19 protein-coding genes are annotated in these 22,517 nt (G+C 52.5%); 7 read left to right on the plus strand and 12 right to left on the minus strand.

Features of this window, described 5'->3' with window-relative positions; translation table 11 throughout:
- Window positions 1-302: 302 nt before the first annotated feature.
- The 4 genes from VB741_RS22950 to VB741_RS22965 all read right to left on the minus strand — a co-directional run bounded on the left by VB741_RS22950 (window position 303) and on the right by VB741_RS22965 (window position 6,124).
- Window positions 303-1,775 (minus strand): dynamin family protein, encoded by a 1,473-nt coding sequence (locus tag VB741_RS22950; protein ID WP_323367547.1) that lies wholly within the window; start codon window positions 1,773-1,775, stop codon window positions 303-305.
- Window positions 1,776-1,913: 138 nt separating this feature from the next.
- The gene (locus VB741_RS22955) at window positions 1,914-2,693 is read right to left on the minus strand and encodes an LmeA family phospholipid-binding protein (RefSeq protein ID WP_323367548.1); all 780 of its coding nucleotides are present in this window, start codon (window positions 2,691-2,693) and stop codon (window positions 1,914-1,916) included.
- Between the two features lie 145 nt (window positions 2,694-2,838).
- A complete protein-coding gene (gene proS / locus VB741_RS22960) occupies window positions 2,839-4,650 on the minus strand; it encodes a proline--tRNA ligase (protein ID WP_323367549.1) in 1,812 nt (603 codons plus the stop codon).
- A 145-nt stretch (window positions 4,651-4,795) separates the two neighbouring features.
- Window positions 4,796-6,124 carry a sensor histidine kinase gene (locus VB741_RS22965; RefSeq protein ID WP_323367550.1) on the minus strand — a complete coding sequence of 443 codons (1,329 nt, stop codon included), beginning with the start codon at window positions 6,122-6,124 and terminating at the stop codon, window positions 4,796-4,798.
- 1,015 nt (window positions 6,125-7,139) lie between these two features.
- Here VB741_RS22965 and VB741_RS22970 point away from each other — a divergent pair.
- Window positions 7,140-7,850 carry a response regulator gene (locus VB741_RS22970; RefSeq protein ID WP_323367551.1) on the plus strand — a complete coding sequence of 237 codons (711 nt, stop codon included), beginning with the start codon at window positions 7,140-7,142 and terminating at the stop codon, window positions 7,848-7,850.
- Window positions 7,851-7,855: 5 nt separating this feature from the next.
- Here VB741_RS22970 and ybaK read toward each other — a convergent pair whose 3' ends face one another.
- The 7 genes from ybaK to VB741_RS23005 all read right to left on the minus strand — a co-directional run bounded on the left by ybaK (window position 7,856) and on the right by VB741_RS23005 (window position 15,657).
- Window positions 7,856-8,323 (minus strand): Cys-tRNA(Pro) deacylase, encoded by a 468-nt coding sequence (gene ybaK / locus VB741_RS22975; protein ID WP_323367552.1) that lies wholly within the window; start codon window positions 8,321-8,323, stop codon window positions 7,856-7,858.
- A 165-nt stretch (window positions 8,324-8,488) separates the two neighbouring features.
- The gene (locus VB741_RS22980) at window positions 8,489-10,138 is read right to left on the minus strand and encodes a diguanylate cyclase domain-containing protein (RefSeq protein ID WP_323367553.1); all 1,650 of its coding nucleotides are present in this window, start codon (window positions 10,136-10,138) and stop codon (window positions 8,489-8,491) included.
- A gap of 247 nt (window positions 10,139-10,385) precedes the next feature.
- Window positions 10,386-11,648: a SufS family cysteine desulfurase gene (locus VB741_RS22985; protein ID WP_323367554.1), complete on the minus strand. Its 1,263-nt coding sequence runs from the start codon at window positions 11,646-11,648 to the stop codon at window positions 10,386-10,388.
- A 3-nt stretch (window positions 11,649-11,651) separates the two neighbouring features.
- Window positions 11,652-12,953: a Fe-S cluster assembly protein SufD gene (sufD, locus tag VB741_RS22990; RefSeq protein WP_323367555.1), complete on the minus strand. Its 1,302-nt coding sequence runs from the start codon at window positions 12,951-12,953 to the stop codon at window positions 11,652-11,654.
- On the minus strand, window positions 12,950-13,732 hold the full coding sequence (sufC, locus tag VB741_RS22995; RefSeq protein WP_323367556.1) for a Fe-S cluster assembly ATPase SufC: 783 nt from the start codon (window positions 13,730-13,732) through the stop codon (window positions 12,950-12,952). The genes sufD and sufC overlap by 4 nt, the downstream gene beginning before the upstream one ends.
- 32 nt (window positions 13,733-13,764) lie before the next feature.
- The gene (gene sufB / locus VB741_RS23000; protein ID WP_323367557.1) at window positions 13,765-15,201 is read right to left on the minus strand and encodes a Fe-S cluster assembly protein SufB; all 1,437 of its coding nucleotides are present in this window, start codon (window positions 15,199-15,201) and stop codon (window positions 13,765-13,767) included.
- Window positions 15,202-15,297: 96 nt separating this feature from the next.
- The gene (locus VB741_RS23005) at window positions 15,298-15,657 is read right to left on the minus strand and encodes a ferredoxin-thioredoxin reductase catalytic domain-containing protein (protein WP_323367558.1); all 360 of its coding nucleotides are present in this window, start codon (window positions 15,655-15,657) and stop codon (window positions 15,298-15,300) included.
- A gap of 179 nt (window positions 15,658-15,836) precedes the next feature.
- Between VB741_RS23005 and sufR the strand changes: the two genes are divergently transcribed.
- Together sufR and VB741_RS23015 are read left to right on the plus strand one after the other, a co-directional pair.
- Window positions 15,837-16,472: an iron-sulfur cluster biosynthesis transcriptional regulator SufR gene (sufR, locus tag VB741_RS23010; RefSeq protein ID WP_323367559.1), complete on the plus strand. Its 636-nt coding sequence runs from the start codon at window positions 15,837-15,839 to the stop codon at window positions 16,470-16,472.
- An 8-nt stretch (window positions 16,473-16,480) separates the two neighbouring features.
- The gene (locus tag VB741_RS23015; RefSeq protein ID WP_323367560.1) at window positions 16,481-16,759 is read left to right on the plus strand and encodes a hypothetical protein; all 279 of its coding nucleotides are present in this window, start codon (window positions 16,481-16,483) and stop codon (window positions 16,757-16,759) included.
- 39 nt (window positions 16,760-16,798) lie between these two features.
- On the opposite strand, the gene VB741_RS23020 is transcribed toward VB741_RS23015, so the two are convergent.
- Window positions 16,799-17,188, minus strand: a complete 390-nt coding sequence (locus VB741_RS23020; RefSeq protein ID WP_323367561.1) for a hypothetical protein — start codon at window positions 17,186-17,188, stop codon at window positions 16,799-16,801.
- 73 nt (window positions 17,189-17,261) lie between these two features.
- Between VB741_RS23020 and VB741_RS23025 the strand changes: the two genes are divergently transcribed.
- The 4 genes from VB741_RS23025 to VB741_RS23040 all read left to right on the plus strand — a co-directional run bounded on the left by VB741_RS23025 (window position 17,262) and on the right by VB741_RS23040 (window position 22,079).
- On the plus strand, window positions 17,262-17,783 hold the full coding sequence (locus VB741_RS23025; RefSeq protein ID WP_323367562.1) for a DUF1499 domain-containing protein: 522 nt from the start codon (window positions 17,262-17,264) through the stop codon (window positions 17,781-17,783).
- 5 nt (window positions 17,784-17,788) lie between these two features.
- Complete coding sequence (locus tag VB741_RS23030; protein WP_323367563.1) at window positions 17,789-18,637, plus strand: GNAT family N-acetyltransferase; 849 nt, start codon at window positions 17,789-17,791, stop codon at window positions 18,635-18,637.
- 69 nt (window positions 18,638-18,706) lie between these two features.
- Window positions 18,707-20,353, plus strand: coding sequence for a phytoene desaturase family protein (gene crtI, locus VB741_RS23035; RefSeq protein ID WP_323367564.1), 1,647 nt, complete (start codon window positions 18,707-18,709; stop codon window positions 20,351-20,353).
- A 172-nt stretch (window positions 20,354-20,525) separates the two neighbouring features.
- Complete coding sequence (locus tag VB741_RS23040; RefSeq protein ID WP_323367565.1) at window positions 20,526-22,079, plus strand: PEP-CTERM sorting domain-containing protein; 1,554 nt, start codon at window positions 20,526-20,528, stop codon at window positions 22,077-22,079.
- The last annotated feature ends 438 nt before the right edge of the window (window positions 22,080-22,517 follow it).

Below are 22,517 nucleotides of genomic sequence, written 5' to 3' on the forward strand. Positions count from 1 at the left end.
GCAAGGACACGGATGAGAAAATAGATCCATAACACCACCCAGATTAGATCAGCTTTTGCTGAACCTATTATCGTCTATCGTATATACAACATGCCTTTACGCTGACCCACCTGGCGGAACCAGTGCCGCAGATAGCAATGATCTCAAACATCAATTTGGCGATCAGCTGGTGAGGTTCCTGCCAAAGTTAACGGGGACGGAATTATAAGGCAAAGTCCTAACAAACCACCGCCCTCCGGGAGAAGGGCTGGGGGTGTAGCTTGCTTCCCGCTTAAGTTTAGGTGATTTAACAAGGTACTGGCTCAAGACTGCACAACTGTAGACGAGTGCTGTTGTAACTCCGACAATATATTCTCCAAAAGGGCTTGTTGAGCATTTTGTAGATCCAGAGATGGAGGTGCAGCAATGGGTGTTTGCAGAATATTATCAGCCTTTATTTTATAAGCACTGAGAGCCCCTAGGGCGGTCTCAGAGAACTGCACCAGGTAAGTATGGGCGGCATCACGACACACCTCGGAAGAGAGGGCTGATTCGGGCTGCGAAGATTTTAATTTATGCCAATCTACCCACACATCCACCGGGCGCGGCTGCTCAAAAAACTCACAGGCCTGATACACCCACTCCGCCACCGCCCGTTTCTTTTGTTTCCACACCGGTTGCAAAGAACCTTCTAACCATTGCGTAGCAGTGCCCGCTTCGATGGCTCCAGCCAAGCTCGACTGATACTGCTTGAGCAAATTGCCCAGCCGTAGCCAATCCTGCAACTCTGTCACACTTTGGTGAAACCCTTTTTGTAAGAGAGTCTGTACCCGCTGTTTAAGCTCTACCCGACGATTGTCCGGTGGTGGGGCAGCCGCCAACACAGTCAACTGTTGTTGTAATGCCTGCTGCACTTGGGCCACCGAGGGCAACAACCGAGGCAAGCGATGGATGGTGAGCTGAGGTAGTCTCTCCTGCACCAGGGTTTGCAAGGCCGACTCTAGGGCCGGTAACCCAGCTGCCGTCGCTGCCGCCATGTTTCCCTTTAGTCGTGCCCGCAGGGCTGGCAAAGCATCCACTCCATACAGGTTACTCACCCCATCGGGCAGGGTGGCCCGAAAATCTTGGGCGATAAACCGTAGACGATGCAGGACCTGTTGTCGCTCCTCTGGCTCCATCAGGTTGAGAAAATTCACCACAAAGATCACCGTGGTAATGCCTCGATCCAGCAGCCAGTCCTGCAGATGCTCTCGTTCCTCCAGGGTCATTAGTTTGCGACCATCCAACAGCTGAATCACCACATCAGCTTCTAACAATTTGGTATGGACCAACTCATTTTGAGCGGCCCGATCGTCCGTACCGGGCAGGTCCACTAGCTCCACCCCCGATTGTAAAAATGGGTGGGGAGACTGCACTTCAACAGCGGTCACATCTTGGCGCAGGCGGCGCTGTTCATCGAGGATGGCATAGCGCTTCAGCAGGTCGGTGCCGGGCTCCTCCAGGATAGTGCCATCCGCCAGGGAAATACGGCTGGTTAAGGTGGCCCCATAGCTGACGGTGATGGCGACCCCGGTGGTGGGTACCAGATCAATAGGAAGAGCTTTTTCCCCCAGTAGGGCATTGAGCAAGGTGGATTTGCCGTAGTTAAAGGGGCCAAAAACGGTGATGCGCAGGGTGGGTTGGGCGATGCGATCGCACTGGCCCAATACCTCAGCCTTCAGATCTGCATGGCTAGCATCCAGCAATCCCACAGCTTTTCGGATGGTATCGACAAAGGGCAACGATGAAGGAACCATGCTAGTTCGCCACGAGTGCGCCGCTAGTGCGCCAACAACGGCCATGAGAATCTAACGAGGTAACGCTCAAATCCATGACAGGGCCCTGAAAGGCCTACCGGGTAAAGCTCAAATCCATGACAGGGGGCCATATAAGGCCTACCGAGTAACACTCGGATCAATGCTAACCCATAGGGCCAAATCCAACTGTTCAGGGCTAATGGTGGAGTCCAAAATACGGACAGTGAGGCCGGAGTCCTCTAGGCGCGTCAGACTGAGTTTGTCGCTACTGAGGGAGTCGAACAGTTGCGGTGGGGCGGCACTGCCGTTAACTGAAACTTGGGGATCGACTAACACCAGGCGATGGCCATTTTCGATGGTAAACCCACTTTGGGCCTTAATTTTAAGGCCGTCCCCGAGGCTAGGCTCCGATAGATCCACCTCCAGCTGGAGCTGATTGTCAGGTAAAAAGGTCACCTGGGGATTGTCCAACCGATAGCGCCCTAATTCACGGGATTGGGCTGCATTGCCCAGGTTTAGCTGGAGTTTATTCAGCTGTTCAGTAAATTCTGGTGACTGGAGGTAGCGGTTGACATCCTCCGGGGTAATGGCGATGTGGAGCGCTCCGTTTAGAGGCTGATCGAGGACCACTTCGCCCTGTCTTAATCGATTGAAATCGAGGTCGATGGGGTCGGTGTCTAGGTCTGCGATCGCAACCCGAAATCCTGGCACCGGATAAACCCCCCGCGCCCCAATTTGCAGTCGTTCGATCTTGCCCTGGAGCAGGTTCAAGTTCGACCCATTATCCACCCGCACCTGGAGATCCTCAACGCCATTGAGCCGGGACCGGAGAGCATTTTCGGCAATGGTATCCAGGGCAAAGCCAATGGGAGAACCGATAAAGATCAGGCTGGAGAGCAGGATTGAAATAAATTCCATCGGGAGCATGCGACTAAGGGAAATCCCCTCTCGGGAGGGGTGCCGGTCAGGCGGGGTGGGTTTCGGCCGTTAGCGGTTGACCCACCCCGGAGCCCCTCCCAGGAGGGGAGAAATTCTGGTGGGGGGTAGTTAAAACTTGCATGACCTATGGGCCTGCAATGGCCTCGTCGACCCATTGCTTCAGGGTGGTCACCACCTGATCCAAGGCCAGTTCCACCGATTCACCATCGGCCCGCTTGACCGCTTCTACCTTACCCTCTTTCAAGGAGCGACCTGTCACCACCCGGAAGGGAATGCCGATCAATTCAGAATCTTTGAATTTCACCCCGGCCCGCTCTTTGCGGTCGTCCAGCAGGGTTTCTACTCCGGCGGCGTTGAGGTCCGCATAAAGCTTTTCGGCGGCGGCCATTTGCTCAGCATCGTTGATGTTGGGCACCACTACAACGGCATGGTAGGGTGCGATCGCAACCGGCCAGATAATTCCATTTTGGTCATGGAACTGTTCCACCGCTGACTGGGCCAGGCGGGATACCCCAATGCCGTAGCATCCCATGACCAAGGGCTGGGATTTACCCGCTTCGTCGGTGAAGGTGGCCCCCAACGCAGCAGAGTACTTGGTACCCAGCTGAAAAATGTGACCGATTTCGATGCCCCGTGCGGTCTGAATGATTTGACTGGGATCATGGACAGCGCGATCGCCAGCGGTGGCTTTGCGCACATCCACGACGGTCTCCGGCAAAGTGAACTGGTCCCCCCAATTAGCACCGACCACGTGATAACCCTTCTCATTGGCCCCAGTGGCAAAGTTCTTTAGGTCCACAGCGGTTTTATCCACCAGCCGGAGGAACTTGGGCACTACATTTTTCTGCTTTTGAATGTAGTCATCGGCAATGTCGGGGGCAATGTAACCCAGGGGTAACGGCTTGGCCGCCCACTTGGCCTGGGCCTCAGGGTCGGGCACCTCTAAGGACAGAAGGGTGGACGCACCGTAATCTGACGCCAAATTAGTCAGAGCGTTTTGCAGCTTCGTATCGTTAACGTCCTGATCGCCCCGGATATTGACCAATACCAGCACCGTCTGACCGTTGTCATACACCGCCTGGTACAAAACGTTTTTGACAATCTGGGTAGGCGAGCAGGCTAAAAACTTCGCCATGGTCTCAATGGTGGACGTGTTAGGAGTTTCTAGCTTTTTGTATGCGCTAAAGGTCGAGGGCACCGCATCCAGGGGCAACGACACCGCCTTTTCCACGTTGGCCGCGTACTGGCCATCCTCCGTATACAGCACCTCATCTTCCCCCGCCTCCGCCAGCACCATAAACTCATGGGAACCGGACCCGCCGATGGCCCCAGAATCGGCTTCCACCGCTCGAAACTTGAGGCCGCAGCGGCTCAAAATATTGTTATAGGCTTGGTACATGTCGTCATAGGTAGCCTTGAGGCTATCGGTATCCCCATGGAACGAGTAGCCATCTTTCATGATGAACTCACGACCGCGCATGAGGCCAAAGCGACAGCGGATTTCATCCCGAAACTTAGTTTGAATCTGATACAGATGGATGGGCAGCTGGCGATAGGTGCGCACCATGTCCCGGGCCACAGCCGTAATGACCTCTTCGTGGGTGGGGCCTAGGGCCATTTCCTGCTGCCGTCGGTCGGTCAGAGCAAACATGATGCCCTCTGCCTTGGTGTAGGTGTCCCACCGGCCCGACTCCCGCCATAGCTCTGCCGGTTGCAGCTGGGGCAGTAAACATTCTTGGGCACCCGTGGCGTTCATTTCTTCGCGCACAATGGCCGACGCCTTATTCAGCACCCGCAGCATCAGGGGCAGATAGGCATACACACCACTTGCAATCCGCCGGATATAACCCGCCCGTAGCAATAGCTTGTGACTGGGAATTTCCGCCTCCGCCGGATCTTCACGCAGGGTGACAAACAGCATCTGGGACAGGCGCATAGGTAAGGAATCCTGGCAACATCAACACAGTTTAGTCCATTAAAGCCATGGCGCACGGTGTTTCGGCGGAAATTTTGCCGGGGGGACGTGGGATAAAAAAGGATCGATCCTTTTCAGTGGCTGGGCAACCGCTTCCCCCCTCCCCTTACCTCGGCAGCTTCACCGTAAACGTCGTCTTTTGCTTCGTACTCTTCACCGCAATTGTCCCCTCCATGTTCGTCACCAACTGTTTGGCAATGGCCAGCCCTAAACCGCTGCCGCCATATTGCCGCTGGTCTAGTTCCGGGACTCGGTAAAATTTTTCGAAAATTCGGGATTGATGGTTGGCAGGAATGTGGACGCCGGTATTTGCGATCGCAATTTCCACCTCTTTTTTACTGTCAGTAACGGTAAGGGTGACCGTCTTTTGGGCGGGGGTATATTTGATTGCGTTGGTGACCAGTTCCGTAATCACCCGCTCTAGCTGGGCCACGTCGCATTCAAATAGCAAAGGTGCCGGGGGGATGCTAACGCTGAGTTTTAAGGATTCTTGCTCAAACCTGGCTTCAAAGGTCCGCAGCAAGGACGGCAGCCAGTCGCTGAGGTTCATCAGCACCGGATCTGATACCTTCTGATATTCAGGAAACATCAGGGTGATCAGGTTATCGACGAATTGTTTTTGCCGTCGACATTCTTGACTGAGCAGACTCAATACCTTGAGCACCGTACTACGCTGGGGCACCTTGCGCCACGAGACATCTTTAAAGATTTTCTCTAGGGTTTGGGCCGATAGCTGAATACTCCCAAGGGGGACAAATAGCTCGTGGGAGATCAGCTGCAAAAACTCATCCTTAGCTTTGCGCAACTGGCTAATTTCAGCTTGTTGCAGCTCCAGGGTCTGTTCCAGCTGGATTTGGTGGATTGCGATCGCAACATAATCCACAATCTGCTGTAACCGCCTAAGTTCAACGTCATTAAAAATCTCTTTACCAGGCCGGGCTAACCACATACAGCCCAATAGTGCCCCACGATGCATCATGGGGCACCCCACCCAGGTTAAGGGGAGCGATGGAGAGTTCCCGATCTCCATAATAGGAAAACAAAACTGCCGCGATCTGCCACAACTTAAGGGTTCATAGAGTTCCCAAACCTGATTAATTTTCCGGGAAATACCGGGCTCCCCCCATAAGCCTCCCCCCAGGGAATCCCCTCCCAACCAACCATCCCCCACACCAGTAACTAGGGTCACCGTCTGTTGAGAAACATCACACAGCTCTACTTGACAATTCTGCAAGCCAACGCCTTGGATCAAAGCCGCCCGCAACCAGCCCACCAAAGCTTGAACCGAATCTCCCTGATAGGCAAACCCTAAAATTCTCTCCACTAGAGACTGCAGATTGGGTGAATCATCGGCAGTACCCAGGGCCGGTGACATCCGCTGGCCTGAATTAATTGCCCCAGACTGAAATGAATCACGCTCAAATCGACTACTCACCAAAGCTGACCCAGCCTCCTTCTCCAAAGCCGATTTACATTCAGCCAAGTTGACAAAATAATCCCTGACGAGCTGCCACCAAGACGCCAGAAAACCATGGGTATGGGGAACGTATCATACCAAGCTAATGAGCCGAAAAAGTACTAGAGATATCCCCTAATGGCTTAAGCAACTACAGGATTATTTTTTAGCTGAAACCTCAATGCAGCATGAGCAAAGAATTAGAAAAATCCAAAAAGATCTACCTAAAAAGCTCTCAGAAAACGAAAAATTATTTTTGTTCAAAAATTAACGGATTAAAGACTTGCATCAACACGCTTGATCCGCACACATTAAGTAGAAAAAATCAACGGGCTTTTAATTTTTTTTTAAATTTGTGGAGATGGAAATTAATAATTACTAGCCCTTTAAATAATCGTCTTAAGCCTCCATTCAAAGCTACTTTCTTGAGGTTAAAATGCACCAGCTTGACCCAGGAACCAGTCGCAAGTCAAAACCTTAGATCTTTTCCAGAAAACATGTAGCGAACAGGGCAACCGATTTAGAACCTCACATGAACTCATAGGGGCTATTAGACTCCAGTCGATCCCCAGCGTCGATTGTATGACACATTTGTTTAAAAATGTGTCAAATCATTAAGACCCTCCCGGCTGCCGTTGAAACAGACCTTAAATATGGCCTTTCGAATGCTAAAGTATCAAACTAGCTAGACTTCATCAACACGCGAAATGCTGCACAGTTAAGGGGATTTAATTGCACGAAAAGTAATTAAGTACTTTTTTCCCTCTCCGAGGAAAGTTGTTTATTAGGTTCAACGAACATAGGCACAAATACTTAGTCACATATTATTTATGTCCCTATGATTCAGCTGTTTGGTTAGCCATTTAACCTTTGGTTTGGCTAGACAGTAAAACCTAGATGCTTTTGCCGATTTATCCTCTCAAGATGCTCTGAATGGGCAAGCTGTAGCCACTAGGTACACAGCTTGCAGAGCCGTGCATTGAGGTTATGTCAGGTGGATAAAGATAAGGCTGTCATCCTAATTGCTGAGGATGAAGTTCATATCCGCAATGCTTTGCGGCGCAATCTCATCAACGCCGGTTATGAGGTGATTTTAGCGGCCGATGGGGAAGAAACCATGGCCCAGTTTAGGGCCTATGATGTGGACTTGGTCGTGTTAGATGTCCTGATGCCTAAGTTAGACGGATTACAGGTATGTCAGCTGATTCGACAAGAGTCCGATGTCCCCATTGTGATGGCGACGGTCCTGGGCAGTCCGTCTGATCGGGTGGCGGGGTTAGACCTAGGGGCTACCGACTACATTGTTAAACCCTTTTCCAGCCGAGAGCTAATTGCGCGCATTCGCACAATATTGCGGCGCTTGTCACCAACCGTTCGGGAGAAGCCCTCTGTTCGCACTAACGAACCGGAAGCAATCTCTGTCGGGGATCTCATCCTCTATCCCCAAACCCGTAAAGTCTATGACCAAAACTCTCATATTCGCCTCACCGAAATAGAGTTTCATATCCTATATCTACTAGCCCAAGCTCCGGGTCAGATTTTTGCGAGAGAAAGTATCTTGCAACGGGTTTGGGGTTATGCCGATGATTCAGATTTGGAAACTAAGGCCTTAGATGTCCATATCTCTCGACTAAGAACTAAGCTTGACAGGAGTACTGTTCGACTGATGACTATCCAGGGGCATGGCTATATGTTGCTGACCTGATGGGTTTAGGTGGTAATGCGCCCCACCGTAGCTTGGGTGGCTTGGATGTAATCCTGGGGGCTGAGCCAAAGCATGGCACCGCGCATGCCTGCTGATACGGCAACCTGATCGTAGGCTTCAATCCACTCATCCACGTATGTGGGATAGTTTTTTTTGCAGGCAAGGGCCGTGACGCCCCCTCGGATATAGCCGGTTAAGGGCTGAACTTCTTTGAGGGCCACGGGTAGCATTTTACGGTCCTGGGTGAGTTTAGCCAGGGCCTTGAGGTCGAGCTGGGCGTTGCCAGCGATTACCGCCAAGCAAATCCCGTTGCGATCGCCGCGGATGACCAGGGTTTTGAACACCTGGTCGTGGGGTAGCCCCAGTTTGTCCGCTGTGGCGCTAGCCACCAGATTATCGGGATCGACCGGGTAAGTCAAAATTTCGTAGTCAATGGCCAAGGCGTCGAGTAGGCGCGCCGCGTTAGTTTTCATGAGTTTCCGTCAGCCCTCCGGCGGCGCGCCGCGTTAGTTTTCATGAGTTTCCGTCAGCCCTCCGGCGGCGCGCCGCGTTAGTTTTCATCGGATCCCATCAGCCCTCTGGCGGCGCGCCGCATTGGTTTTCATGGAATCCCATAAGCCCCCTGGTGGCGGGCCGCGTTAGTTTTCATGAGTTTCTATCAGCCCAATTGAGAATTGGTCGCGGCCCTCAGATTTTGCTTTATAGAGCCCCTGGTCAGCAGCTTCAATCAGTCCCTGGGGAGCACCAGTGGCGGTGGAAGAAACGGTGGCAATCCCTTGACTAAGGGTTAGGTGTGGCCCCACCGAAGAAAGTCGGTGCTCAATTTTCAGCTCTTGTACCGCTGCTCGGATAGCCCGAGCGACATGGGTAGCTCCCACCAGAGTCGTATTGGGTAGGACGACAGCAAATTCTTCGCCACCATAGCGAGCCACTAAGTCGGGCTGCCGCTTAACGGCCCGCCGAAGTGCTTGGGCCACGAGCCGTAAGCACTCATCCCCAGCTTGGTGGCCGTAGGTATCGTTGTAGAGCTTGAAGCAGTCGATGTCGCAGAGAATTAGGGTTAATGGGGTGTGGTTGCGAGTGCCCCAGGCATAGTCCAGAAACTCATCAAAGGCTCGACGGTTGGCAATTTGGGTCAGGGCATCGATCCGTGCTAATGCCGTAAGCTCTTGATTCTTCTGCTGTAATGCCTCTGTGTTTTTCTTGTGCACAGTGATGTCGGTTGCAGTCCCTAGCAGCTGGAGTGGGGTACCGTCGGGGTTCCATTTAAAAATGGTTTCTCGGCAGAGCATCCAGTGCCAGTTACCTTGCTTATGTTGTAAGCGATATTCATTCTCTATAATATCGCCACTTTGGGATTGGGCTAGTTGCCGTCGGGCACCGTGTATTATTTTGACATCATCCTCGTGGGCAATGTCTTCTAAAAACTGGGCTCCAAGTTGTTTAATTTCTTCGGGGGAGTAGCCCAGGATATTTTCCATGTAGCCATTGACATAATAATTTGCCCCACTGGCAAAATCATTGACGTAAAGAATATTGGTGCTGGCATCCAGGATACTTTGAATAAAGAGTTGGCTTTCCTGCCAGGCCTGTTCTGCCTGCTGACGCTCGATCATTTCAAGGGTCAGCTGACGTTTCTGTTTGTTTAAGGTGTGGGCCTGTTGGTATTGATGGGCATGGCTAATGGCTAGGGCAATCAGGCAGGAGGCTGTAACCATAAAAGACGTTTCTGCCGCTTGCCAAACCCGAGGGGCATGGTGCTGGGTACAGCAGAGAATGCCAACAACTTGCTTTTGATAGTAAATCGGAATTTCAATCAGGGCAGTTATGACCTGGGCTTGATCGGCTAGGTAGGGAGGAAAGCTCCTGGGCTGATGGTTGGAGGGAGCATGGTTTTCTGGGCTTTGGGCAGGCAAGCCTGTGTTGAGCACTAGCCAATTTTGCTGGGCCAGACTTGGAAAATAGTCTGCATGGTCAGCCACTGAAAGCTCTTGAGTATTTTTTTCAGCGACCATAGTGCCGTTATAGGCCATGGTGCCATAGTGGGCAATGGGTTTAAACCGATCGCGGTCGTCTGTATATAGCCATACCTGACAGCTAGTGGTGCCCAGATTTTTAACCACGGAGTAAGTAACCGTTGCGGCAGTCGCCTTTACATCACCGTCGTAGATCGATGGACAACGAGTGAGTTCCCAAAGAACCTGGGCTAGGGCAGTGGGTGATGACTGACTGTCTAAAAAAACGGATGTTACTAAGGGTTGGTTAGACTGCTCAGATGCAACGGACATCCTGACTAGAATAAGAATGGACTGACCTGATGGATTGGTCCTAGGCTAGGTACAATCCATCAGGCTTATTCAATAAGGGTGCCTTAAAACAGCAGTATCCTAACTGGTAGCAGCCAATATGAAGAACAGTAGCCGCCAATATAAAGAAATTGAATAGGGCAAATCCGTAGTTGCCGACGGGCGGCGGGTAATGCTTACCTGGAATGGTCAGAGGCCAAGGGATTTGGCACCTTAGTTTGAGGTGGATCTAGTCAAAGATATTGCCGAAAAATTCTATGGTGTCCTTAAGGGCAGCAACAAAGGTGTCGACTTCGGCGTAGGTGTTGTAAAAGTAAAGGCTAGCCCGGGCCGTGGAGTCTATGCCAAGAAATCGATGGAGGGGCTGGGTGCAATGATGCCCCGAGCGGATGGCAATACCAGCTTGGTCTAAAAATGTAGATAGATCTTGGGGATGGAGATTGGCTACGGTAAAGGTGGCGATGGCCGCTCTGCCGCTGCCATCTGCCTTGGGGCTAGGCCCATACAGCTTGAGCTGGGGGATCTGGCCTAGGCAATCGTATAGATAGCGAGTTAGCTCATGTTCATACTGGGCAATGCGCTCCATACCGATGCCGGTTAGGTAATCCACGGCGGCTCCCAGCATGATCACTTCGGCAATGGCGGGGGTGCCTGCTTCGAACTTATGGGGCAGTTCGGCATAGGTGGAGTGGTCTAAATAGACGTCCTGGATCATCTCACCACCACCGAGGAAAGGGGGCATGGCGTTGAGGATGTCCAGTTGGCCGTAGAGGAAACCGGCTCCGGTGGGACCGCACATTTTGTGACCTGAGGCCACCAGCCAGTCACATCCAATGGCTTGAACATCCACAGGCATATGGGGAATGCTTTGGCAGGCGTCAATCAGCACCTTGGCACCCTGGCCATGGGCGAGCTCGATTACGGCTTGGACGGGGTTAATACAGCCGAGGGTGTTAGAGATGTGGTTGATCGCCACTAGGCGGGTGCGATCGCACACCAATTCTTTAAAATGCTCTAGGTCAAACTCCTGGGTATCCGTCAGTTGCACATGCTTCAGCACCGCCCCCGTCCGCTGGGCCACCAGCTGCCAGGGAACGAGATTACTGTGGTGCTCCATCACCGATAAAATCACCTCATCCCCGGCCTTCAAGTTGCTCAGGCCCCAGGCATAGGCCACCAGGTTAATGGCTTCGCTGGCATTGCGGGTAAAGACAATCTCATTGCGGCTGGAGGCATTAATAAAGGCTGCCACCTTATCACGGGTGGCTTCATAGGCCTCCGTGGCCCTGGCGCTGAGGGTATGGACACCGCGATGGACATTGGCATTGTCCTGGGTGTAGTAGTCCAACAGGGCATCTAAAACCACCTGGGGCTTTTGGGATGTGGCAGCGTTGTCAAAATACACCAGCGGCTTGCCGTTGACCATCTGGTCCAAAATTGGGAAATCTGCCCGCACTTCATGGGCCAGGGGTTTAGCCGTTGTCAAAGTCATTGCCTACACTGTCCATTGCTGAATGTACTGGGTGATCCGATCCCGCAGGGGAGCCACGGGAATGGGCTCAATTATTTCCATGGCAAAGGCGTAAATCAGCAACCGCTGGGCCTGGTCGCGATTGATGCCTCGGCTTTGCAGATAGAACAATTCGTCCGGGGCCAGCTGGCTGACGGTGGCTCCATGGGCGCACTTGACGTCGTCTGCCACAATGTCTAGCTCGGGCTTGGTGTCCACCCGCGCCTTGGGGGACAGCAGCAGGTTGCGATTGAGCTGGGAGGCATTGGTCAGCTGGGCCTGCTGGGGCACATAGACTTTGCCGTTAAACACTCCGTGGGCGCGGTCATCCATCAGGTTTTTCTGGAGCTGCCTGGCGGTGCCATGGGGGTGGGCCAGGGCAATCAGGCTGTGGGTGTCGGCCAGGGTGCGATCGCGAATAGCCGTCAAACCATTTAACTCAGTCTCCGTTTGGGCACCGGTCTGATATACCTCCAGATTGTGGCGGGAAATCGATCCCCCCAGGTTAATGGCCCGATTGCTATAGCGGCTGTCCTGGGCTTGGGAAACGGCGGTTTTACCAATGTGAATTGCCTCGGACGACTCCTGCTGAATTCGCAGGTGGGTGACCGCAGCATTGGCCTGAACCCAAATTTCACTCACACTATTAATTAAGCTAGCCCCTTGGCCATGAAACTCTTCCACCAGGGTGACCGCACTGCCCGTCTCCGCCACCACCATACAACGGGGCTGAACCAGTAGAGCATTTCCCACCGCCAGATATACAATCTGCACCGGCTGTTCAATCACCACGTTCTTAGCAACGTGGACCACCGCCCCATCCGTAAAGCCAGCGGTATTGAGAGCGGTAAAGACTTCATTGCTACCCTGGATTTGGGCCAACCCACTGGGAACAACCTTCACCTGACTCAGCACAGTCACGCCACTGCCCAGGTTAGAAAGACTAGCGACGAACATGCCATTGACAAACACGATGCGCAGGCTGTCTGTATCGGGCCAGCCCACCCCTGCTAACAAATCTGTTGCCTGGGCTAAAGCGGCATCGGTGAGCCCCCCTGGCGTCTGAAAGGCAGTCTCCAACATGGGGGAAATATCGGTAAAGCGCCAGTCCTCATCCCGATTGGAGGGAAAGGTGCGCTCTTGCACCAAGGCACGGGCGGCTGCCCGCAGGATGTCCAAGCCTAAGCCAGATTGATCTGCCGCCAGGGTTGACTGGGCCAGCAAAGATTCCAGATACTGTTCCCGCTTAGTTGCCGCTGTTGCCACGTTGGTTGTCACATTACTCATGGAGCCACCGCCTTCCCTTGCAGGAGCCATTCATAGCCCTTATCCTCAAGGGCCAGAGCTAACTCTTTGCCACCAGTTTTAATAATGTGACCACCGCACATCACATGGACATAGTCCGGCACAATGTAGTTGAGCAGCCGCTGGTAGTGAGTGATCAACAGGTTGGCATTGTTGGTATTGGCCAGCTGATTAACACCGCCCGCCACGGTTTTCAAAGCGTCGATGTCCAAGCCGGAGTCGGTTTCATCCAAAATGGCCAGGGTAGGTTCCAGCAGAGCCATTTGCAGAATCTCATTGCGCTTTTTCTCACCGCCGGAAAACCCTTCATTGACACTGCGGTCTAGAAAGCTAAGATCCATTTTAACAATGTCGGTTTTCTCTTCGATCAGATCATCAAAGTCAAACACATCGATCTCATCTTCTCCCCGGGCTTTGCGGTGAGCATTGTAGGCCACCCGCAAAAACTCACGGTTACTCACCCCAGGAATCTCCAGGGGATATTGAAAGGCGAGGAAAATGCCTGCAGTGGCCCGCTCGTGGGGTGCCAGCTCAGTCAGGTCTTGGCCATTAAACTCAATGGTGCCACCCGTTATTTCGTAGTCGGGATGACCAGCCAACACTTTAGAAAAGGTACTTTTGCCCGAGCCATTGAGACCCATAATGGCGTGGATTTCACCTGCTTTTACCTCTAAGTTGAGGCCCTTGAGGATTTCGGTGCCGTCTACGTTGGCCCGCAGGTCCTTAACGGAGAGAATTGTTTTTGCGTCCGGATTAATCATGGAATGGTATCTAGGGGTAGAGCCGTGGGGGATTAACCAACGGAATTTTCTAACTTCAGGGCCAGTAGCTTATCCGCCTCAGCCGCAAATTCCATCGGTAGTTTGTTAAACACATCTCGACAGAATCCACTGATAATCATGGAGACGGCATCTTCAGGAGAAATGCCCCGCTGGGCAAAGTAGAACAGCTGGTCTTCACCGATTTTAGAGGTAGAGGCTTCGTGCTCTACCTGGCCCGTATTGTTCTGGACCTGGATGTAGGGAAAGGTGTTGGCGTTGGAAGTGTCCCCAATCAGCATGGAGTCACACTGGGAGTAGTTGCGGGCGTTCTCCGCCTTAGGCCCCACTTTTACCAACCCGCGATAGCTGTTTTTAGAGTGACCGGCGGAAATACCCTTGGAGATAATGGTGCTGCGGGTGTTTTTGCCCACATGGATCATCTTAGTGCCCGTATCGGCCTGCTGCATGTTGTTGGTCAGGGCCACGGAGTAAAATTCACCGACGGAGTTGTCGCCCACTAGCACACAGCTGGGATACTTCCAGGTAATGGCCGAACCGGTTTCTACCTGGGTCCAGGAGATTTTGGAATTCTTACCAGCGCAGAGGCCGCGCTTGGTGACAAAGTTATAGATGCCGCCCTTGCCGTCCTTGTCGCCAGCATACCAGTTTTGCACGGTGGAGTAGTTGATCTGGGCGTCGTCCAAAGCCACCAGTTCAACAATGGCTGCATGGAGCTGATTGCTGTCGTACATGGGGGCGGTGCAGCCCTCTAAATAGGTGACGGAGCTGCCCTTATCGGCAATCACCAGGGTGCGCTCAAACTGGCCCGAGTCGCCGTTGTTGATGCGAAAATAGGTGGACAGGTCCATGGGACACTGGGTGTTTTCAGGGATGTAGACAAAGGAGCCATCGCTAAAAACAGCGGAGTTGAGGGCGGCAAAGTAGTTATCTGCCGTCGGTACAACCGTGCCTAGATACTTTTTGATCAGCTCTGGGTGTTCTTGAATGGCCTCTGAAATAGAGCAGAAGATGACTCCGTGTTCTGCCAACTCCTTCTTAAAGGTGGTGGCGATGGAGACGCTGTCAAATACCGCATCGACGGCCACATTAGTTAGCCGCTTTTGCTCTGACAGGGGCAGCCCCAGTTTTTCAAAGGTGGCGAGGATTTCAGGGTCTACTTCGTCCAGGCTACTGAGTTTTTCGCTTTGCTTGGGGGCAGAGTAGTAAATGATTTCCTGGTAGTCAATGGGGGTGTAGCTGACGTTGGGCCAAGTAGGTTCGGTCATCTTGAGCCACTGGCGATACGCCTTGAGGCGGAACTCAAGCATAAAGTCCGGCTCGTTCTTTTTCGCAGAAATTAGCCGAATAACGTCTTCACTCAAGCCACGGGGGATGACATCGGATTCTACGTCGGTGACAAAGCCATACTTGTAGGGCTGACTAACGAGGGATTGAACGCTGGTGCTCATGATTAACCGAAAAGGTTTTGGGGGAGGTTGAATAAACGCTTAGGCTGCCTGACTACCGGGGACTAAGCCTAAAATCTGCGGAGGGAGGGCAGCCTGCTAGTACTTGCTGGTTTCTGTGCGGATATATTCAAACGAAATGTCTTGCTCTTGGCCAGCAAAGTCATTGTCAGGGGTGAGGAAGAGCATGCAGTGGCACTCCTTACGCTCCTGCATGGGGATGCAGGGGCAGTTCCAGTAAACGCTTTTGACTTCGGCTTCCTTATCTTCGTAATGGCGGCAGGGACATAGGGCTGCGCCAAAGTCGTCCTTATGCTTGGCCAAACCCTCGAGCACTACGGAAGTCACACCAAGGTCAGCACAAAAATAAGTGCCGGTACGTTTGGCATAGCTTTGGGCGAAATTTCGCATCAGCTCAAGATTTTTGTCGGTAGCTTGTGTTGGCTTACTTATGCTCATGTGATCAATGGGGATGCTGAGACAACCAGATGATTCTATAATTAAACAACACGCAAGTTGCTTAACTATTTAAAGAGTAATCGAGGTAGCAGACTTTAGCAACAGGTATGTTGTTAAAGTAGGGGCGGTTGAGTTTCACTGTTTACAGTCCGTAATATGCGATCGCAACTTCAAAATTGATGATGTCAGCGCAGCAACCATCCACCAAGGACGATATCCTTCAGTTTTTACTGAAATCGGGTCAGTCAACCGCCCAGGCCTTGGCTGATAGCTTGGGCGTTAGCCCCCAAGCCATCCGGCGTCACCTCAAGGATTTACAAACCGAAGAATTGGTGGAACACGAAGCGATACAGTCGGGCATGGGCCGTCCCAACTACATCTATCAACTTAGCGTCAAGGGGCGGGCCCAGTTTCCCTCCCAGTATGACCAGTTTGCCGTATCCCTCCTCGACACCCTCACCGAAACCGTCGGAGCAGAGCAGGTGGCGGCAATCCTGCGGCAGCAGTGGCACCGCAAGGCCCAGCACTACTGCGAAACCCTGGGCAGTGCGCCCCTGCCCGATCGGGTACAGCAGCTAGTGGAGCTACGCCAAGCCGAAGGTTACATGGCCGAATTTCACCATGGGGAAGACGAAAATACCTACATCATCACCGAATATAACTGCGCCATTGCCCAAGTGGCCGCCTCTTACCCAGCGGTCTGTGGCCATGAGCTAGCCATGTTTGCGGTGGCCTTGCCCGACTGCCAGGTGGAGCGGACCCATTGGCTAGTGCGGGGCGAAAACCTATGTGGATATAGGATTCATAAAAAATAAGCCATCACATGTTTGATCAAACTCTGCAATTTTTAACCCCGGATGAGTCCGCTGAGGTAGATAAAGCCCTGCTGACCATGCCAGAAAAATTCTTGACCCGATTAACCCTATCGACGGCAAAGCTGCTGGCATTTATTGCCCAAGACCTGCGTACTTCAGTCGATCAGCTCACCACGGCGCAGATTATTGCTTGGTTTGAGGCCGACTCTAAACGTAAACAGGAGCAAGGGGTTAAGGCTTCGGTGCTGAAATGGGACGCCACAAATTTAGAAGACATGCCAGGATAGCAACCTGGCCCTAGCCGTGAACTATGGGGTGACTTCAGCCTACTGCTCTGGCGGCGGTTTACCCTCGGTTGGCGATTGTTCCTCCTCATTGCTCGTCAGCAATAGCACCGCACCCCTACCATCCACCTTGCAAGAACCCCGTTCATCGGGAAATTCGGCCATGGACCAACCAATCAAAAACGTACCATCCTCCATGGACTGGGATGGGTCGAGCTTAGGTGTACGCCCGGAGGTGACTAGGGTTTCATAACAGCGTCGGGCAATGGCTTCCACATCGTCGGGAATGACAGGACGTTTGGGGCCACAGGCGCTCACCCCAGGTAGCAGCAAAATGCCTAAATAAACCGATAAATTAAACGGCTTAACCCATGCCCAGCATGGATTAATGCGGGTGGCGCGACCCTCAGTGCATATCCTCGACAGAATCATTCCTTAAACCAGTAACGCCCTTACAATCAATAGGAGTTGATAGCAGCTTACAGAACTTTTAGACCCAGACCCCATGCAATTATTCCGCTTATTTACGGCTTTATTGATTTCCCTTTTCATCGTTAGCGGCCCATGGACTAGCCCAGCCGCCATGGCAGCCCCCATAGCCACACTGCCCGGACTGCAGGGAGTTTTTACCGGCACTCCTTCCACTGACATCGGTCTCCATGATACCCAGCTGAGCGGTTGCCCCGCCTCGCCCAACTGTGTTAGCAGTAACGCTGCCAGTGACGATGGCGAACATTACATCGCCCCGCTGGCATACACCGCCGGACAGGACGCGGTAAAGGCCCAGCTGGTGGCAATTTTACAAAATCAGCCCCGTACCAAAATTGTGGAACAGACTGATGACTACATTCGGGTGGAATTTACCAGTCGCCTCATGGGGTTCGTAGACGATACTGAATTTTATTTTCTGCCCGATGGTCACACCATTGTCATGCGCTCTGCCGCCCGCCTGGGGGAATCAGACCTGGGGGTCAATCGCCGTCGGTTAGAGCAGTTTCGCCTAGCCTTGCAAAGTTTGGGGGCGTAACCTCCATGGCCTCCCATCCCTATCACATTCGGGCCATGACTCGGGATGAGTTGGATGTTGCCCTATCATGGGCCACTGCAGAAGGCTGGAACCCAGGCTTGCACGATGGCGACTGCTTCCATCGCACCGACCCCGATGGGTTTCTCATGGGGTTTCTCAATGGCGAACCCATCGCCTCAATTTCAGCCGTCAAATATGGCGAATCCTTCGGCTTTATTGGCTGCTACATTGTGAAGCCTGGCTTTCGGGGGCAGGGCTACGGTTTAACCCTATGGCATGGGGCCCTAGATTATTTAAAAGGTCGCAACATTGGGTTAGACGGTGTAGTCGCCCAGCAAGATAACTACGTCAAATCTGGGTTTAGCCTAGCGCACCGAAATATTCGGTATGCCGGGGTGGGCCGTGGCATACCCCATAATTCAGACTGTGTACCTCTGGCCCATCTGCCCACAGAAAAAGTGATTGCCTATGATCGGCGCTTTTTTCCAGAAGAACGGTCTGGATTTATCCAATGTTGGATGGCCCAGCCAGGCAGTCATGCCGTTGGGGTCATTCAAGGACAAGAACTGGTGGGATATGGGGTGCTACGACCCTGCCAAAGGGGGTATAAGATTGGCCCCTTATTTGCCAATGGGGCAGCTATTGCGGACGAAATATTTCAAACTTTGGTAGCCCAGGTTCCTCAAGGAGATTCATTTTATTTGGATGTGCCCCAGGTAAATGGGGCAGCCGTGGCCCTGGCGGAGCGGTATGGCATGGCTGATGACTTTGAAACGGCGCGGATGTACACCCAGAGCAAGCCAGAATTACCGCTCAATCAGATTTTTGGCATTACTACGTTTGAGTTGGGCTAGTACAAAGACCTTAGAACGTTACAATATTAGAAATATTAAGTGTTCGTTACATCGGGACAGGAGTTTGTCATGGGTCGTAAGCAGGCCATCGTCATCGGAGCTGGTATTGGGGGATTAGCCATGGGCATCCGCCTCCAGAGTTTGGGGTTTGACACCACCATTGTGGAAATGCTGGATGCCCCCGGTGGTCGTGCCTATGTCCGCAAGGCGGATGGGTTTACCTTTGACATGGGGCCGACGGTGATTACGGTGCCCCACTTCATTGAGGAGTTATTCTCCCTGGAGCGCGATCGCTCAGCTCTGGCCCTGCCTGACTTCCCTGCAGAGATTGTTGACGAAAGTAAGCGGATTAAGTCTGGCATCTCCGGCGGTCCCCACACCAGCCGCTACGTCACAATTGTGCCGGTACTGCCCTTCTATCGCATTTACTTTGATGATGGCACCTTCTTTGACTACGACAGCGACCCAGAAAACACTCGTCGACAGATTTTAGAACTGGGTGAACCCGGCGATTATGAAGGCTATCAGCGGTTCCATGCGGCGGCAAAAGCCGTGTTTGATCAGGGCTTTTTAGAATTGGGCTATACCCACTTTGGGAGTGTTGGCTCCATGCTGCGGGTGGTGCCCGCCCTGCTCAAGCTAGATGCGGTACGCACCCTGTTTAGCTTTACCAGCAAGTATTTCAAAAGTGACAAACTGCGCCAGGTATTTAGCTTCGAACCCCTATTGGTAGGGGGAAACCCACTCTCGGTGCCCGGCATTTACGCCATGATTCACTTTGTAGAAAGTACCTGGGGCATTCACTTTGCCATGGGTGGCACCGGTGCCCTAGTCAGTGGCTTTGTGAAAAAGTTTGAAGAGTTGGGGGGCAAAATTGTCTACAACAGCAAAGTTAGCAAAATCAATGTCGAGAAAGAGAACGGCAAGAAAATTGTTCAGGGCATTACCCTAGCCAACGGGACGGTGATGACAGCGGACGCTGTGGTTTCCAATGCCGACTGGGCCACCACCTACGGCAAGATGATTGAGCCCCAATATCGCTTCTGGAATAGTGACCTGCGGGTGAAGCTGACCCAGCAGTCCATGTCGGCATTTGTCATGTATCTGGGCTTCAAGGCCGATGGTAATGAAAATGCCAAACTGCGGCACCACTCGATTATTTTAGGGCCTCGCTATGAGGAGCTACTCAAAGATATCTTTGGTCGCAAGATTATGCCCAAGGACTATTCTCAATACATCCACCTCCCCACCTTGACCGATCCATCCTTGGCTCCCCCAGGACACCATGCGGCGTATATTCTGGTACCCGTTCCCCACAATGGTTCTGGCATTAACTGGGATGAGATGGGGGAGAAACTAAAAGACAACGTACTAACGTTTATGGATGAGCGGGGCTATCTACCTAACATCAGGGAGCGTTTGGTGCATTGCAGCTACATTACGCCGGACTATTTTGAGCATACGCTGGATGCTTACATCGGTAATGCGTTTGGGCCTGAGCCGCTGTTGGTGCAGTCGGCATTTTTCCGGCCCCACAATCGGAGTGAGGATATTACAAACCTGTATATAGTAGGGGCGGGGACACAGCCGGGGGCGGGAACGCCCAGTGTGATGATGTCGGCAAAGATGACGGCCCGCTTAGTGGCTGAGGACTTTGAGGTGGCCCCTGAGGTTTTGGGTGGCATTGGCGAGGGGAAAGAAACTGCGCTGGTTTAGGCAGGCTGCGGTTAACTAGTAGATCCAGGGGAAGCCGTCGCAGCGCTTTTGCTGATGAGCTTGGTGGGTGCAGGTGCGATCGCAAAACGCAGGAGAATACAGGCGTTAACCCACAGCCGAGTCGGTTGCCCCGGTGACTAAGCTCAACCACTGAACCAAAGGAGTGCTGTTTATGAGTTTAAAGCCGCTTAAAAATCCGTCTAAGAAGCTGATGGCAAAGCTGTTGAAAAAACTATTAGAAAAACCGCTAGAGAAACCACCCGGAAAGCGCATGCTAATGGGCCTGACAATGGTGGCCGTCTTACTACCTTCTGCGGTGCAGGCCGCTAGCTTTTCGTTTGGAGACAAGGCCGTGGTGGGCTTGTTTCGAGGAGCTGGCGGATTGCTGGGGTCTTCAAATAGCTCGGATGCTTCGGGGATTGATACGCTTGCTGACCGAATCGATAGTGAGCTGGCTGACTACGCGCTCACCACTCAAGTATTTAATTCCTATGAGGGGAATGTTTTTGATTTTCGAGAGGTGGGGAGCCGCGAGGGAACAGATTTTTTCAACTCATTGAGTGAGAATCCTTTTGAGACGAGGGGTGCAACTGGTCTGATCGGGTATAGCGCTGGCGGGCTTTCAGCGATTCGGACGGCAAAGAGCTTGTCGCCCAAGCCGATTGACTTGCTGATACAGGTAGAGTCTTTTGATCCGCTAACGGGTAGCAGCAATGAAGACGAAGTGCTACCCCCCAATGTAGAAACGGGGATTAACTACTATCAGCGCCGCAACCGGTTTAATGTGTTTCGTTCTGGCTGGGATCCTACTGATTTGCAGGGTGCAACTAACGTAAGCGGCGCTGAAAACATTAATGCTGAGTCACTTTTGGATGATCGATCGCTCACACATCGCAACATTATTAGCAACTCTAGGTTTCAACAGCGAATTGTTCAGGACATTAAAGACAATTTGCTAGCGGGGCTCAGCTTTGATAGGTCGGGGCAATTAGCGCTGGGCAATGGCGCAAATAAAACTAACAATATTTTGAGGCTCACACCCGATGGTGAAAGCCGCGCGGCTGATGTCAGATTGGCTGAGCCGATTTCGTCTGACAGCTCTTTTCAATCTCGGCTGGAGTTTCGGCTACCGTTTGAAACCATTTCGGAAGGGCTTTCTTTTTGGCTCGGGCCCAACGACGGGCCCGAGGGCGATCGGCAGCTTACGCTTAAGTTTGACCCGCTGTTGCCGACTGAAAGCATCATTAGCAACAAACTGCTGTTGCTAATGCCGGGGCAAGGCTCAGATAGTGAGAACGCGCCTTTTGCACTCAATGGACGCGATCCCATCACCGCCTGGATTGACTACGATAGCGATATTAACCGGTACGAGGTTTTTATTAGCGATACAGGCAATAAGCCGCAGCAGTCCATATTTTCTCGCACGATTGACTTATCAGCGCTGGGAGATCGCACCTACTTTGGGTTTAGAGCGGCTGGCGCTGATGATGGTCAGTATGCTGATTTGCTAAGCTGGCAGCTTCAGACCATAGAGGGGCCCAGCAGTTTGGTGGAAGCTGATGCGGTGCCGGTGTTTTTAACAGCGATCGCCCCGTTGGGAGCAGCGCAGACGAACTGGCCGGTCGCGTCGCTACAGCCGACTTCGGAATCTGTCCCAGAACCTAGCTTACTGCTCGCGTTGGGGGTGATGGGTAGCGGTCTGTGGTGGGTGCGCCGTAGGGTGTAACCCTTGGGTCAGTCGTGAGTAGGCGCGTTTATCTATAGATTTAGCGTGTCGGGATTAGCGTGTCGGGATTAGCGTGTCGGTAGCAAAGCGTAGGCAGAACGCTTGCGCCTTGTGCCTACGGGCTTCTAATTCTGTGCGGGCACGCGGCAATGCTTCTGAATACTCCTGAGCAAGCCAGGTCACTAACTTTGCTCGCACGTAGCAGCGTAAGTCCCAGGTAGGTAGGCGCGTCTTTGCCGGTCATCACTGGTTCTTGCGGATTTTGTGGAGAGAGCTGAAAGTCACTGCCTGTAACCTTCATGGAACCAGCAATGAGTAGATACGTTATCTTTTCAGGCTGTGTCGATAGGTCGGTGCAAGGGCTTAAAACAAATTGTCTCTATTTTTCGCAATAAGAAAGCCTTTAGTGACTCTTATTGCGAAAATATTGGAGCATGC

The sequence above is a fragment of the Leptothoe sp. PORK10 BA2 genome (assembly GCF_034932105.1).
Taxonomy (GTDB): domain Bacteria; phylum Cyanobacteriota; class Cyanobacteriia; order Phormidesmidales; family Phormidesmidaceae; genus Leptothoe.

Excerpts from the sequence above, each read along its gene's own strand:
- VB741_RS22950 (WP_323367547.1), bottom strand. The coding sequence starts at position 1,775 with ATGGTTCCTTCATCGTTGCCCTTTGTCGATACCATCCGAAAAGCTGTG.
- VB741_RS22955 (WP_323367548.1), bottom strand. The coding sequence starts at position 2,693 with ATGGAATTTATTTCAATCCTGCTCTCCAGCCTGATCTTTATCGGTTCT.
- proS (WP_323367549.1), bottom strand. The coding sequence starts at position 4,650 with ATGCGCCTGTCCCAGATGCTGTTTGTCACCCTGCGTGAAGATCCGGCG.
- ybaK (WP_323367552.1), bottom strand. The coding sequence starts at position 8,323 with ATGAAAACTAACGCGGCGCGCCTACTCGACGCCTTGGCCATTGACTAC.
- VB741_RS22980 (WP_323367553.1), bottom strand. The coding sequence starts at position 10,138 with ATGTCCGTTGCATCTGAGCAGTCTAACCAACCCTTAGTAACATCCGTT.
- VB741_RS22985 (WP_323367554.1), bottom strand. The coding sequence starts at position 11,648 with ATGACTTTGACAACGGCTAAACCCCTGGCCCATGAAGTGCGGGCAGAT.
- sufD (WP_323367555.1), bottom strand. The coding sequence starts at position 12,953 with ATGAGTAATGTGACAACCAACGTGGCAACAGCGGCAACTAAGCGGGAA.
- sufC (WP_323367556.1), bottom strand. The coding sequence starts at position 13,732 with ATGATTAATCCGGACGCAAAAACAATTCTCTCCGTTAAGGACCTGCGG.
- sufB (WP_323367557.1), bottom strand. The coding sequence starts at position 15,201 with ATGAGCACCAGCGTTCAATCCCTCGTTAGTCAGCCCTACAAGTATGGC.
- VB741_RS23005 (WP_323367558.1), bottom strand. The coding sequence starts at position 15,657 with ATGAGCATAAGTAAGCCAACACAAGCTACCGACAAAAATCTTGAGCTG.
- sufR (WP_323367559.1), top strand. The coding sequence starts at position 15,837 with ATGATGTCAGCGCAGCAACCATCCACCAAGGACGATATCCTTCAGTTT.
- VB741_RS23015 (WP_323367560.1), top strand. The coding sequence starts at position 16,481 with ATGTTTGATCAAACTCTGCAATTTTTAACCCCGGATGAGTCCGCTGAG.
- VB741_RS23020 (WP_323367561.1), bottom strand. The coding sequence starts at position 17,188 with ATGATTCTGTCGAGGATATGCACTGAGGGTCGCGCCACCCGCATTAAT.
- VB741_RS23025 (WP_323367562.1), top strand. The coding sequence starts at position 17,262 with ATGCAATTATTCCGCTTATTTACGGCTTTATTGATTTCCCTTTTCATC.
- VB741_RS23030 (WP_323367563.1), top strand. The coding sequence starts at position 17,789 with ATGGCCTCCCATCCCTATCACATTCGGGCCATGACTCGGGATGAGTTG.
- crtI (WP_323367564.1), top strand. The coding sequence starts at position 18,707 with ATGGGTCGTAAGCAGGCCATCGTCATCGGAGCTGGTATTGGGGGATTA.
- VB741_RS23040 (WP_323367565.1), top strand. The coding sequence starts at position 20,526 with ATGAGTTTAAAGCCGCTTAAAAATCCGTCTAAGAAGCTGATGGCAAAG.